Origin of the sequence: Sphingomonas canadensis, assembly GCF_026013525.1 — a bacterium.
In the GTDB taxonomy this organism is placed as follows: Bacteria; Pseudomonadota; Alphaproteobacteria; order Sphingomonadales; family Sphingomonadaceae; genus Sphingomonas; species Sphingomonas canadensis.
The window spans coordinates 291,544-304,456 of the sequence record NZ_JAPDRA010000003.1 but is presented as its reverse complement, the minus strand read 5'-3'; the positions used below and the strand labels follow the sequence as shown (position 1 = coordinate 304,456).

Sequence of the window (12,913 nt, the reverse complement as noted above, 5' to 3'; positions counted from 1 at the left end):
GCGCGCAAAAGGCGGCCGATTCCGCTCCCGGAACCGCTATCGCGCGCGATTGTATCGCATCGTGGTATGGCTGACGGATTGCAGCCAGCTACTGTCAGGGAGCGGGATCGGTGCTGCGCATCGCCGCGACGATCTCTCGCCGCGCGGCGAGAACGCCGTTGCGCAGATCCAGTGTATCGGCGAATCGCACCGACGGAATCGGCACCGATATGGCGTAGGATCGCCCGGCCGGATCCGAGAACCATGTGCCGATCGCGCACACCCCCAGTGTGTGCTCTTCCAGGTCGAAGGCGAGCCGGCGGTCGCGAATCCCCTCGATCTCGCGCTCCAGCGCGTCGATCGAGGTGATCGTATTCTCCGTATCGGCGGGCAGGCGGCCCGGCAGCAGCGCGCGCCACTGGCCGCCCTCCACGCTGGCGAGCAACGCCTTGCCGTTGGCGGTGCTATGCAGCGGAAACATCTGGCCGGGCTTCGAAACCGCAGAAAGCCTTTGACTTCCAGTCACTTGATCCACGAATAGCGCCGACGCGCCCTGCAGCACAGACAGGTCGACCGTCTCTCCCAGCTTCGCGGAGAGCTTCTGCATGATGGGCCGCACCAGCTCGATCACATCCAGCTTCGCATTGGCGCCGAGAAGAACGAGGAGCGGCCCCAGCCGCACGCGCGCGTGCCGCGAAGTCGGCGTCAGCAGTTGCTCGTCGGATAGCGCCTTTACGATGCGCTGCACCGTCGAGCGCGCCAGCCCCAGCCGCGCGGCGAGTTCGGCCAGGCTGAGTCCGTCGCGCGCCGTATTCAGTTCGCGCAGGATATTCGCGGCGCGCGCGATCACCTGAATCCCGTTGCGATCGGCGGCGTCGCCCTCGCCCCCCTTGCCTCGTGCCACCCGCTCAAACCCCCTTTGTTCGGCGCAACCCTATCGCGATTTGGCGCCCTTGCCAAAAAAACCTTGACAGAATCTCAGACTTAAATCCACTATGCGGTACATAAAGACTGCAATGCAGTACAAAGGAGAGTGGAATGCCGGGATGGGAGGAAGGGGATTGGCGCGACGATTCGCTGAGCCAGTTCACGCAGTCGAACCTCAGCAACGCGATGGGGCTGGAATTCTATGACCTCAGTCACCCATGGGGGCTCGGACAGCCCTGCTGGCCCTATTTCGAGGATGTCAAGATCGAGCGGCTGCACGGCATGTCCAAATCGGGCGTGCTCACGCAGCGCATCACCACGGTGATGCATTCGGGCACGCATATCGATGCGCCCGCGCACGTCGTCGAAGGAACGCCCTTCATGGACGAAGTGCCCCTGCCCTATTTCTTCGGCACCGGCGTCGTGGTTTCGATCCCCAAGAAGAAGTGGGAGGTGATCACCGCCGATGATCTGGAAAACGCCCGCCCGCAAATCCGCGAAGGCGACATCGTTATCGTCAACACCGGCTGGCATAAATATTACGGCGATAACATGCATTATTACGGATACTCGCCGGGCTTCTACAAGGACGCCGGCGAATGGTTCGTAAAGCGCAAGGTCAAGATGTGCGGCTCCGATACCCAGGCGCTCGACCATCCGCTTGGCACGGCGATCGGTCCGCATGGTCCGGGCGCGCCCAACGGCCTGATCCCGCACATCAACGAGGAATATCGCCAGCTCACCGGCCGCAAGGTGATCGAGGACTTCCCCGAATGGGAGCCCTGCCACAAGGCGATCCTTTCCGCCGGCATCTGCGGGTTTGAGAATGTCGGCGGCGACATCGACAAGGTGACCGGAAAGCGCGTCACCTTCGCCGCCTTCCCCTGGCGCTGGAAGAAGGGCGATGGCTGCATCGTCCGCCTCGTCGCGATCGTCGACCCCAGCGGAAGCTTCCGCATCGAAACGGGCCGGTCCGAATAGCGGCTTCCCGCCAGGAGTGGTTCCATGGAAATCATGCGTTTCAACGATGCGAGGCGCTATGACGCGCCCGGGCATTACGACATGCGCGGGCTGCGACTTCAGGGCTTCGACGCCAGCACCGCCGGCTTCGCCTGGACGGGCCTGTCGCACTTCCTTCCCGGCGGGGGCGCCGAGATGGATGCGAGCCCGCTGGAGAAAATCTATGTCGTCATCGAAGGCGCGGTGACGATCGAGCTGGGCGACGGCACCTGCCATATACTGCGGCCGTTCGACAGTTGCTTCATCGGCGCCGGCGAAGCGCGTGCGATCCGCAACGAAGGCAACGCCGTCGCGTCGATGCTGGTGGTGATGCCCTACCCGGAGGCCCGGACATGACGCTGCCCGCTATCGATCCCTCGCGGATGTTCGATATCGCCGGCAAGTCGGCGATCGTGGTCGGTGCGACCGGCGCCTTCGGCAAGCTCGTGTGCGCCACACTCGGCCGGGCCGGCGCACGGCTAACCGTCACCGGCGGCAACGGCGCTGCTCTGGACGAGCTCGCCGGGGAACTGGCGGCGGCCGGCATCGCCGCGGTGCCGGTCAACCGCCGCCCCGACAGCGAGGAGGATTGCGAGGCTATCGTCGCCGCCGCGGTCGCCGCGCACGGCGGCATCGATATCCTCGTCGTCGCCTCCGGCATGAACGACGTCGCGCCGATCACCGACATGTCGCCCGATCGCTTCCGCAAGGTGATGCTCGCCAATGTCGATGGCGCCTGGCTGATCGCGCGCGCGGCAGGCCGGCAGATGATCGCCCAGGGCGGCGGGGGCAAGGTGGTGTTCACCTCGTCGGCGCGCGGCAAGCTGGGGCATCCCGCGGGCTATACCGCCTATTGCGCGTCCAAGTCCGCCGTCGACGGGATGACCAGGGCGCTCGGCTGCGAATGGGGCAGGCACGGCATCACGGTCAACGCGATCGCTCCCACCGTCTTCCGCTCGCCGCTCACCGCCTGGATGTTCGCCGATGACGACAAGGCCAAGGCGGTGCGCGAGGGCTTTCTGGCGCGCGTGCCCGTCGGCCGGCTGGGCGAGCCCGAGGATCTGGCAGGGCCGCTGCTCTTCCTCTGCTCGCGCGCGTCCGATTTCCACACCGGGCACATCCTCTACGCCGATGGCGGCTATACGGCGGGGTAAGGCACATGGCGGAACCGCGCATCGCAGTGATCGGCGGCGGACTGATGGGCGTGGGGATCGCACAGGTCTTCGCCTCCGCGGGTCATGAGGTCGCGGTCCACGAACCCTTTGACCAGGTCCGCGCCACCGTCGCGGAACGCCTGCGCGCCGATCTGGAACTCGCCGGCGGCGATCCCGCTGCCGCGGCGCGCGTAACGGTAACCGCAGATATCGCCGAAGCCGTCGCGTCGGCCGCTTTCGTCACCGAGGCGGCGCCCGAGCGGATCGAGATCAAGCGCGCGATCTTCGCCGGCCTGATCGCCCACGCGCCGCGCAACGCGATCCTGGCGAGCAATTCCTCGGTGATGCCGATCGGCAGTATCGCGGCGGGACTCGACACCGCCGATCGCATCGTCGGCACGCATTGGTGGAACCCCGCGCCGCTGATACCTCTGGTCGAAGTGATCCAGGGTTCGCACACGTCCGACGAGACGGTGACCATAACGATGGCGCTGCTCGAAAGTATCGGCAAGGCGCCGGCGCATGTCCGAAAGGACGTGCCGGGCTTCGTCGCCAACCGGCTGCAGCACGCGCTGTGGCGCGAGGCGATCGCGATGGTCGCGGACGGCGTCTGCGATGCGCGCACGCTGGATCATTGCGTCAAGAACAGCTTCGGCATGCGCCTTCCGGTGCTCGGCCCGCTCGAGAATGCGGACCTGGTCGGGCTGGATCTGACGCTCGACATCCACCGCACGATCATCCCCGAGCTCGATCGCTCGGCTGGCCCCCACCCCCATCTCGCCGCGCTGGTCGCGGCCGGGCGGCTGGGGTTCAAATCGGGCGAGGGATTCCGGCCGTGGACGGACGCGGAAAAGGCGGAGCTACGCGCCGATCTCGCCGCCCATCTGGTCAAGGCGCAGCGGGAGAGGGCGGCCAAATGAGCAGGAATCCGGTAACGGGGAAGGAATTGCGCGCGGTGGGGATCCTCTCGCTGGGCTTCGGCCTGGTGGGGATCGACAGGTTCCTGATCTCCACCATGTATCCCACGATCGCGCGCGACCTGAACCTCGATTATGGCGATATCGGCACGATCACCGGTGCGCTGGCGCTCGCCTGGGGCATCGCCGCGCTGCTGATGGGCAATCTTTCGGACCGGATCGGCCAGCGCCGGGTGCTCGTCGGATCGCTGATCGTCTTCTCGCTGCTGATCGGCGGCAGCGGCCTGGCCGCCGGGCTGGGCGGGCTGGTGCTGGTGCGCGTGGTGATGGGCTTCGCCGACGGCGCCTTCACACCTGCGAGTATCGCCGCCACCGTCAACGCCTCCCCGCCCGAGCGTCATGGCCGCAATGTGGGGCTGCAGCAGACGATGCTGGTGCTGTTCGGGCTCGGCCTGTCGCCGCTGCTCGTCGGCTTTCTGCTGCGCGAGGGAGTCGACTGGCGCTACATCTTCCTGATCTTCACGATCCCCGGGCTGCTGATCGCCTGGGCGACCTGGCGTATTATTCCGGACGCGCCAAAGCGCGCCGCCGAGACCAGCAGCTTCCAGGACTGGAAGACCGTGTTCGGCCATCGCAACATCCGGCTGCTGATGGCGGGCATGTTCTGCTGGCTCACCTGCCTAATCACCACCAGCGCCTTCCTGCCCAATTATTTCGTCGACCATCTGAAGCTCGATGATCTCGGCATGGGCGTGGTGATGTCCGCGATCGGCTTCGGCGCGATGGCAGGCACGATCCTGCTCTCCGCGCTGTCGGACCGGATCGGACGCAAGCCGGTGATGATCCTAAGCTCGATCGGCGCGCTCGCCGGGCTGATCGCGCTCAACGCGGCGGGGCCGAACATGTGGCTGCTCTTTGCGATCCTGTTCCTCATCCATTTCTGCAACAACGCGCTGATCACGCTCACCGTCGGCCCGATCGCGACCGAAACCGTGCCGGTAACGCTGATGACCACGGCGTCCGGGATGGTGATCGCAGCGGGCGAGCTGCTCGGCGGCGGGCTCGCGCCGATCCTGGCGGGGCAGACCGCCCAGGCGTTCGGCATCGATCACATTTTATGGTTCCCGATCGCGGCGATGGCCGTCGGCGTGCTGATCAGCCTCGCGCTGCGCGAAACCCACCCGGAGAAGCTGCGTCCATGAAGAACAAGGTCGTCATCACCTGCGCCATCACCGGCGGGATCCATACCCCGACGCTGTCCGACGCGCTGCCCTATACGCCGGAGGATATAGCGCATCAGGCGATCGCCGCGGCCGAGGCCGGCGCCGCGATCCTCCATCTCCACGCACGCGATCCGGAAACGGGCGCGCCCACAGGCAGCCCCGAAGTCTACCGCCGCTTCCTGCCGGTCATCAAACAGGGCTGCGACGCGGTGGTGAACATCACCACCGGCGGCAGCCCGGACATGACCCCCGAGGACCGGCTCGCCGCCGCGCTGACGTTCAGCCCGGAGATGTGCTCGCTCAACATGGGGTCGATGAACTTCTCCTTCCACGGCATGGGCGCGAAGGTCGGCGAGTGGAAATTCCCTTGGGAGAAGCAGTATATCGCCGACAGCGAGAAGTTCATCTTCCGCAACACCTTCGCCGATATCGCGCGCAATTACGAGCTGCTCGCGGACCACGGCACGCGGTTTGAGCATGAATGCTACGATATCGGCCATCTCTACAATCTCGCCCACTTCGCCGATCGCGGCATCGCCAAACCGCCCTTCTTCATCCAGAGCGTGTTCGGCATTCTGGGAGGAATCGGCGCGGACGCGGACAATATCCTGTTCATGCGCCGCACCGCCGACCGGCTGTTCGGCAGCGATTATGTCTGGTCTGCGCTCGGCGCCGGGCGCCACCAGATGCCGGTGGTGACGCAGGCGGCGATGCTGGGCGGCAATGTCCGCGTCGGGCTGGAGGACAGCCTGTTCATCGGCCGAGGCAAGCTCGCATCGTCCAACGCCGAGCAGGTGACGAAGATCGTCCGCATCCTCGCCGAGCTGGGGCTCGAACCCGCCAGCCCGGCGGAGGCGCGGGCGCTGCTCGCGCTCAAGGGCGGCGACCGCGTGAAATTCTAACTCAGGAGGAACGCCGCAGATGGGATACCGGATCGCACCCAGAACCATGCTTGCCGCCGCCGCCATGCTGTTGGCGGGTTGCGCTACCGTCGCGGCACAGTCTCAGCCTGCCCCGGCCGCGCTCCAGACCGCCGAACAGCCGGAGCTGATCGCGACCATCCTGGGATCTGGATCGCCCGAATACCGGACCGAACGCGCGAATGCGTCGGTATTGATCCGCTATGGCGACACGCGCATCCTGGTCGACATGGGCAACGGCGCCCAGGCGCGGCTGCACCAGGCACAGGTGCCGGAGGAGACGCTGGATGGGCTGTTTTTCACCCACCAGCATCTCGATCACAACGAGGAATTCGTACCGATCTTCATCCACGCGCTGCTGGGCGGGCGCAAGTTCATGGTCGCCGGGCCGACGCCGATGGAGGCGATCCTCGCCTCGACGCTCGCCAATTACGATGCGGATATCCGCTATCGTCTCGGCCGCATCGGCAAGACGATGGAGGATGCCGAAAAGGATTACACGCTCACCGAATTGAAGGGTGGCGAGGACTTCACGATCGGCGGAATCCGGGTGCGCACGATCCGTGTGAACCACAGCATCTACACCGTCGCGCTGCGTTTCGACGCGGGCGGGCGCTCGATCGTGATCTCAGGCGACCTGGTCTATTCGGAGTCGTTGCCGGTGCTCGCGCGCGACGCGGACTATCTGATCATCGATTCGGGCGGCGTCATCAAGAAGGACGGCCGCACCGGCCCACCCGGCGCCCCCGGAGGGCTGCGCAACGCCCGCGCCCATGTCACGCTCGACGAGACCGGCCGCATGGCGAAGGAGGCGAATGTGAAGGCCCTTGTCCTCACCCATTTCGTCCCCGGCGAGAACGACGAAGCGGCGACCACCGCGGTGCTGCGCCGCTACTTCGCGGGGCCGGTCCTGTTCGCGCACGACCTGATGGAGATACCGGCGCGGGAGCCGTAAGCCGCGCCCGCCCCAAACGCATCGCCGAGCCCGTCGCGCGCGGCGGGCTCCACTCCTATTGCCGGACATCCTCCGACCGCGAGCCTGACGAAGGGCCACCCGCGGCGGCTCCTGCTGCCCGCGCGCGCGGGTTTGTTCGAGCCGGATGCGTTCCTTACCCGATCGGAATTATCGGCGCCCGATCCGGGGCACATGGCTGGCTATAGCACCCCCGGTCGAACATTGAGGGAAACCACCACGATTTCAAATTCCTGCCGGAGATTCCCGATGCGACCCCAGAATATCAGCTCCACCCTGGCCCGGATCCTCGGCGGCGCGGAGCCAGGCGAGCGGGTCGATCGGGTCGCACGGCAAGTCGATCCGACGCACGAAATCGCCGCGGTGATCAAGGCGGCGCAACTGGCCGGCAGCCACCCCATCCTGTTCGAACAAGTCGCCGGATCGGACATCCCCGTCATCTCCAACATCTACAGCGATCATGACCGGCTGCGCCGCTTCATCGGTGCCGCCGGCAACGAGGGATTCTGCCAGAAATGGCTCGATATCGTGGCCACCGCAGACGATCGCGATTGCACCGTTTCCGGCAAGCGGCCCGACGCCGGGTGGCAGAGCTGCCGCCTCTCCGATCTGCCGCGCATCACCTATCACGAACGCGATGGCGGCCCCTATCTCACCACCGCTATTTTCCTCGCTAAGGAGCCGGACACAAGCGTGCCCAATCTCTCCTTCCACCGTTCGATGATGGTGGGCGACGACGAGCTTCGCGTGCGCCTGGGCTCGAGCCACGACCTTGCGCGATACCAGCGCAAGGCCGAGGAGCGCGGCGAGGCGCTGGAGGCCGCGCTGCTGATCGGGGTGAAGCCGTCGCTGTTCATGGCCGCCTGCGCATCGCTGCCCTATGACCGCAGCGAGCTGGCTATCGCGGCGCGGATCGACGGCGCGCCCGTCGAAATGCGGCGCTGCGTGTCGATCGATCTGGAGGTGCCGGTCGATGCGGAGATCGTCGTCGAGGGCCGTTTCCTCCCGAACATCCGGCGGCCCGAGGGGCCGTTCGGCGAATTCCTGGGCAATTATGTCGAGGTGGGCGACAATCATGTGTTCGAGGTGACGCATGTCAGCCGCCGCCCAGACGCCGTGTTCCATGCGCTGCTGTGCGGCTCGGACGAGGATCTGCGGCCGCTGGAGGCGACCACGGCGGCGCGCGTCTATGGCCATCTGCGCAACGTGATGAGCGGCGTGCTCGACGTGAGCTGCCACCCAACGACGATGATGACGATCATCCGCCTGCGCACCGAATATGAAGGCCATGGCAAGCACGCGCTGCTCGCCGCGCTGGGATCGAACCTCGACTACAACAAGGTAGTGATCGCGGTGGACGAGGATGTGGACATCCACGACATGGACGATGTGATGTGGGCCTATCTGACCCGCGGCCGCGCCGACACGCGCGCGATGGTGCTGTCCGACGTGCCCGGCTTCTACCGTGATCCGCAGAAGGATCATTGGGGCAGGCTGGCGATCGACGCGACCATGCCCTGGGGACGCCAGGCCGAATTCCAGCGCAAGCAGATCCCCGGACTGGCCGGTCTCAAGCTGTCGGACTATCTCGACGCCTGAGGGCGTCGGGATCGATTTGGCAGAAGCGGCCTCAGGCGGCCGGCTTGCGTGCGGTTACTTCGATCTCGCAGAAGCCCGCGGGATTGGCGAGGCTGGCGGCCCCGATCACCGACCATGCGTGATACGGCGGCGCGACATAGCGCAGCCGCACCTCGGCCATCACCGGCAGCTCGCGGGCGATGTCGATGTGGAACGACGTCATCTTCACCACGTTCGCCCAGGAGCAGCCCGCCATCGCCAACACCTCGCCAAGCTGACGGAACGTGCGTTCGAAGCCCGGCTTCAGGTCACCGCCCTCGTCTTCGCCGCGAGCCGCCACCACGCCGGTAAGGAAGACCCAGCCATCGACTTCATAAGCCGAGGGAACGCCCGCCCTTTCATAGGCGATCTGCATATTGGGGTGGACATGGTCGCGGCCGCCCGGCCGGGCCGCACGTTCGTCGGTCGTAAGCATATCGGGTCCTCAGTCGTCGCCGGGCGGCACGCCGAAGTGGTCGGCCATATCGCGCCCGCTGAAATGATGTGAATAGGAAGCAGGATCGAGCGGCAGCATCGTCGCCTCCCACGCTTGATACTGCGCCACCAGCCCGGCGAATATCTCCGGCCGCCTGTCCTTGAGATTGGCGCGCTCAAGCGGATCCGCGATCACATCGAACAGGAACTGGTTCTCGCCGATCTTCAGATATTTCCACGATCCCGAACGGCACGCCTGCTGGCGCATGTGCAGATAGCGCCAGAACAGCGTGCGGGGCACCGGAGCGCCGCTCAGGACCGCGGGCAGGATGTCGATGCCGTCACTGGGACAATCCGGCGCAATCGCTGCGCCTGCGCTGGCCAGCAGGGTCGGCATCCAGTCCATCGAAATCATCACCTGATCGCTGGTCGTGGCGCGCGGAATGCGGCGCGGCCAGCGCAGGATCGCCGGAATGCGGATGCCCCCCTCCAGCAGTTCGGTCTTCTTGCCGGTGAATGGCCAGGTGTCCGAGAAGCGCTCGCCGCCGTTGTCGCTCGTGAAGACGACGATGGTGTCCTCGGCGATCCCGGCGCGGTCGAGCGCGGCCATCACCCGTCCGACCTGGTGATCCATCCGCTCGACCATCCGGGCATAGGTGGCGAGCGAGCCGCCGTCGAAGCTGAACGCCGCGTCCGGCCCCGCTTTGGCGGCCAGGCGTTCGGCCTCGGCGCGGTCTTCCGGTCCTTCCCAGGGCCAGTGCGGGGCGCTGAAATGCAGGCTGATCAGGAACGGCTTGCCGGCATGGGCAAGTTCCCCCACCGCCTTCACCGCGCGATCGCCGAGCAGATCGGTCATATAACCGGCCATCTCGACCTTGTGGTCACCGTCCCACAGATCGCCGCGGCCGTTCGATTCGTGCGTGAAATAGTCCAGCGCGCCGCCGCGAAAGCCGAAGAAATGGTCGTAGCCGCTTTCCCGGGGGCCATATTTGGGCAAGCGGCCCAGATGCCATTTGCCGATCAGCATCGTCGTATAGCCTGCCAGCCGGAGCTGCGACGGCAGCGTCGGGTGTTCGGGCGGGAGCCCGATGTCGCGCTCCGCCAGCGGCTCTTCCAGGCCGAGCGGCAGGCGATACTGGTACCGGCCGGTGATCAGCGCCAGGCGCGTCGCCGAACAGACCGAGGAATTGGCGTAACCCTGGGTGAAGCGGACGCCCTGCACCGCCAGCCGGTCGATATTCGGCGTTTCATAGTCGCGGCGGCCATAGCAACTGAGGTCCGCATAGCCGAGATCGTCCGCCATGATGAAGACGATGTTCGGCTTGCGGGGGGAACGGGGCGCGGCAATCGAGCGTGAGGCTGCCGCCGCGCCCAGTGCCGCCGCCCCACCCTTCAGGATGTGACGGCGATCGTGCTTCCGCATGAGATCGCCCAAGCGACTTCTCCTAGAAACTGGCCCGGGCGCGCAGCCCGATCGTGCGCGGCCGGACGGTGTAGACCTTGACCGCGTCGACCGTCGCGTTGACGCCGAAATATGCCGGCTTGTTCGTGATGTTCTCGGCAAAGACCCCCAGATCCCAGGGACCCACGATATAGCCGGCAGCGGCACCGATCAGACCATAGGACGGCAGCCGGGGATTGAACACATTGCTGTCGTTGAAGCTGTAGGACGAGCTGCCACGTACCGATACGTCTCCCTGGATATAGCCGGTGCCGGAAGCGAGGCCGGTCTCGTAGCGGGCCTGCGCCGAACCGATCCACCGCGGGATGCGGGGTAGCCGATCGCCCGCCGAGCCGAAAGTTCCGGCGGCGCGCACCGCGGCGGGCAGATCGCGGGTCAGCACCGCATCGGTGTAGGTCAGCCCGGTGCCGAGGCTGAAGCCGCCATAGGAATAGCGCGCCGACAGTTCGATGCCGCGGATGCGCGATTGTGCCGCGTTGACGACATAGGTGAAACGTCCGCTCGGATCGGTGGCGCTCACCTGCTGGCCGGACCAGTCCATCTGATAGGCAGCCACATCGACGAACAGGCGGCGGTCGAGCAGGTAGAATTTGCTGCCGATCTCATAGCTCCACAGATCGTCGGGGCCGTAGCTGTCGGCGATCGTCACGCCGGCGTCGCGAGCCAGCAGCGCGGAATTGTTGACCCCGCCGATGCGGAAGCCCGACGCCGCACGGGCATAGATGCTCACGTCGCTCGACGGCGTGTAGAGCAGCGAGAAGGCATAGCTCGGGCTGTTTTCGCGGCTGCTGCCGCGCGAGATCGCACCCGGCGGATCGATGACGTTCACGAGCGAGGTCACGCCCGCCTGAAGCTGCTGATCGGTCTGGGTGAGCTTGGCGGTGTAATAGCGCAGGCCCGCCGATGCCTTCAGCTTGTCCGTGATCTCATAGTCGGCCTGACCGTAGAAGGCGAACTGGCTGACCGTCTGTTCCGCCGTGCGCGCGAACAGCACGGCGTTGCGGTTGCCGATGCCCGTGCATTCGGAGATCGTGTAGCATTCGGCCAGGCCGCTGCTCGCCGGCACCTTGATGATCGTGCTCTGATAGCCGGTCACGTCATATTCGTAATAGGCGCCGGCCACGAGTTGCAGCGGGCCGGAAAAGTCCGAGGCGAAGCGCGCTTCGGCGGTATAGTTGTGGAAATCGCCATCGTTGGAGAACAGGCTCGCCCCGATCGAAAGCGGACAGGTGAAGCCGTTGGGCGGCGTCGCGCCGCCCGAGCAGTAGCGCCCGTTCGCGCGGCCGGCGACCTGGGCTGCGGACGGCGTGGTATCGGCCGTCGCCAGCACGCTCTGGCGGCCATAGCTGCCGATCAGGCTGACCGTGCCGATGCCGGTGTCGAGCGTCCCGGTGAGCGTAGCGAGCAGATATTTCGACTCATAGGGCTCCTGCGTCTGCGCGTTCGAGCGATAGGCGCCCTGGCTAGCGACGAACGACTGCGTGCCGTCCACCTGGACCTGCTGATAGCTGACCTCGCCGAGCAGGTTGAAGCCATCGGTGACGTCGACCGACACTGCGGAGCGCCCGCCCCATACCACCGAATCATTGGCGTTCCCGATCTGCGTGGTCCGTGCGAAACCGGTCTGCTGATCGATATATCCGCCACCGAACTCGCCCCAGCCGACGACCCGGAAGGCGACCTTGTCCGTCACGGGCACGTTCAGATAGCCGTCGGTCGTGTACAGCGCTTTGCCGCCCCGGATGAAGCCGGCGGTGACGGTGCCACCGCCCGCAATCGCATCCGTCGAGGGCTTGTTGGTGATCACCCGGATCGTGCCCGAGAGCGAACCCGATCCGAACAGGGTGCCCTGCGGACCCTTCAGCACCTCGACGCGCTCGATGTCGTGCAACCGCAGGCCCGGCTTGCCGTCGCCGTTGCGCTGGACGATGCCGTTGCCGACCAGAGGCGCCTCGTTCTGATAGATCCCGGTGGTCGACCCCACATCCGAGAGCACGCCGCGGATGATGTACTGATTGCCGTCGGCGCCCTGGTTATTCACCGCGAGCGCCGGCTGGACCCGCGTCAGATCCTGGAGCGACGACACGTTGGAGCGAGCCAGATTCTCTCCCGATTCAACGGCGATGCTCAGCGGCGTGTTCTTCACCGATTCCGAACGGCGTGTCGCCGTGACGACGATCTCGCCTTCCGCAGGCCCGGCCTCCGGCTGCTGCCCGGCATCTTGCGCCGCCGCCGGCATGGCGGAGATCGCGATGCTTATTCCTGCCGTTGCGAGTAAAATATTATACAACTTCATCTGCGATCCCC

At 65.9% G+C, this 12,913-nt stretch carries 12 protein-coding genes; 8 read left to right on the top strand and 4 right to left on the bottom strand.

All coding sequences use genetic code 11. The annotated features are described in order from the left end of the window. Nucleotides 1-94: 94 nt before the first annotated feature. Entirely contained in the window at nt 95-829 is a 735-nt protein-coding gene (locus OM513_RS09145) for an IclR family transcriptional regulator (RefSeq protein WP_264943867.1), read from the bottom strand. Between the two features lie 188 nt (nt 830-1,017). Between OM513_RS09145 and OM513_RS09140 the strand changes: the two genes are divergently transcribed. The 8 genes from OM513_RS09140 to OM513_RS09105 all read left to right on the top strand — a co-directional run bounded on the left by OM513_RS09140 (nt 1,018) and on the right by OM513_RS09105 (nt 8,691). Beyond that, nucleotides 1,018-1,887, top strand: a complete 870-nt coding sequence (locus tag OM513_RS09140) for a cyclase family protein (protein ID WP_264943866.1) — start codon at nt 1,018-1,020, stop codon at nt 1,885-1,887. A 24-nt stretch (nt 1,888-1,911) separates the two neighbouring features. Then, nucleotides 1,912-2,262, top strand: coding sequence for a cupin domain-containing protein (locus tag OM513_RS09135; RefSeq protein ID WP_264943865.1), 351 nt, complete (start codon nt 1,912-1,914; stop codon nt 2,260-2,262). Next, on the top strand, nt 2,259-3,059 hold the full coding sequence (locus OM513_RS09130) for an SDR family NAD(P)-dependent oxidoreductase (RefSeq protein WP_264943864.1): 801 nt from the start codon (nt 2,259-2,261) through the stop codon (nt 3,057-3,059). Before OM513_RS09135 ends, OM513_RS09130 begins: the two co-directional genes overlap by 4 nt. A gap of 5 nt (nt 3,060-3,064) precedes the next feature. Further along, the gene (locus OM513_RS09125; RefSeq protein WP_264943863.1) at nt 3,065-3,979 is read left to right on the top strand and encodes a 3-hydroxyacyl-CoA dehydrogenase family protein; all 915 of its coding nucleotides are present in this window, start codon (nt 3,065-3,067) and stop codon (nt 3,977-3,979) included. After that, nucleotides 3,976-5,178 (top strand): MFS transporter, encoded by a 1,203-nt coding sequence (locus OM513_RS09120; RefSeq protein ID WP_264943862.1) that lies wholly within the window; start codon nt 3,976-3,978, stop codon nt 5,176-5,178. Before OM513_RS09125 ends, OM513_RS09120 begins: the two co-directional genes overlap by 4 nt. After that, nucleotides 5,175-6,101, top strand: a complete 927-nt coding sequence (locus OM513_RS09115; RefSeq protein WP_264943861.1) for a BKACE family enzyme — start codon at nt 5,175-5,177, stop codon at nt 6,099-6,101. Before OM513_RS09120 ends, OM513_RS09115 begins: the two co-directional genes overlap by 4 nt. A 64-nt stretch (nt 6,102-6,165) precedes the next feature. Then, nucleotides 6,166-7,074: an MBL fold metallo-hydrolase gene (locus OM513_RS09110; protein WP_264943860.1), complete on the top strand. Its 909-nt coding sequence runs from the start codon at nt 6,166-6,168 to the stop codon at nt 7,072-7,074. A gap of 267 nt (nt 7,075-7,341) precedes the next feature. Continuing rightward, the gene (locus tag OM513_RS09105) at nt 7,342-8,691 is read left to right on the top strand and encodes a UbiD family decarboxylase (protein WP_264943859.1); all 1,350 of its coding nucleotides are present in this window, start codon (nt 7,342-7,344) and stop codon (nt 8,689-8,691) included. Between the two features lie 31 nt (nt 8,692-8,722). On the opposite strand, the gene OM513_RS09100 is transcribed toward OM513_RS09105, so the two are convergent. The 3 genes from OM513_RS09100 to OM513_RS09090 are packed head-to-tail and all read right to left on the bottom strand — an operon-like array spanning nt 8,723 to nt 12,845. After that, complete coding sequence (locus OM513_RS09100) at nt 8,723-9,145, bottom strand: Rid family hydrolase (protein ID WP_264943858.1); 423 nt, start codon at nt 9,143-9,145, stop codon at nt 8,723-8,725. Between the two features lie 9 nt (nt 9,146-9,154). Continuing rightward, nucleotides 9,155-10,579: a sulfatase family protein gene (locus tag OM513_RS09095; protein ID WP_264943857.1), complete on the bottom strand. Its 1,425-nt coding sequence runs from the start codon at nt 10,577-10,579 to the stop codon at nt 9,155-9,157. Nucleotides 10,580-10,589: 10 nt separating this feature from the next. Beyond that, the gene (locus tag OM513_RS09090; RefSeq protein WP_264943856.1) at nt 10,590-12,845 is read right to left on the bottom strand and encodes a TonB-dependent receptor; all 2,256 of its coding nucleotides are present in this window, start codon (nt 12,843-12,845) and stop codon (nt 10,590-10,592) included. Nucleotides 12,846-12,913 lie beyond the last annotated feature (68 nt).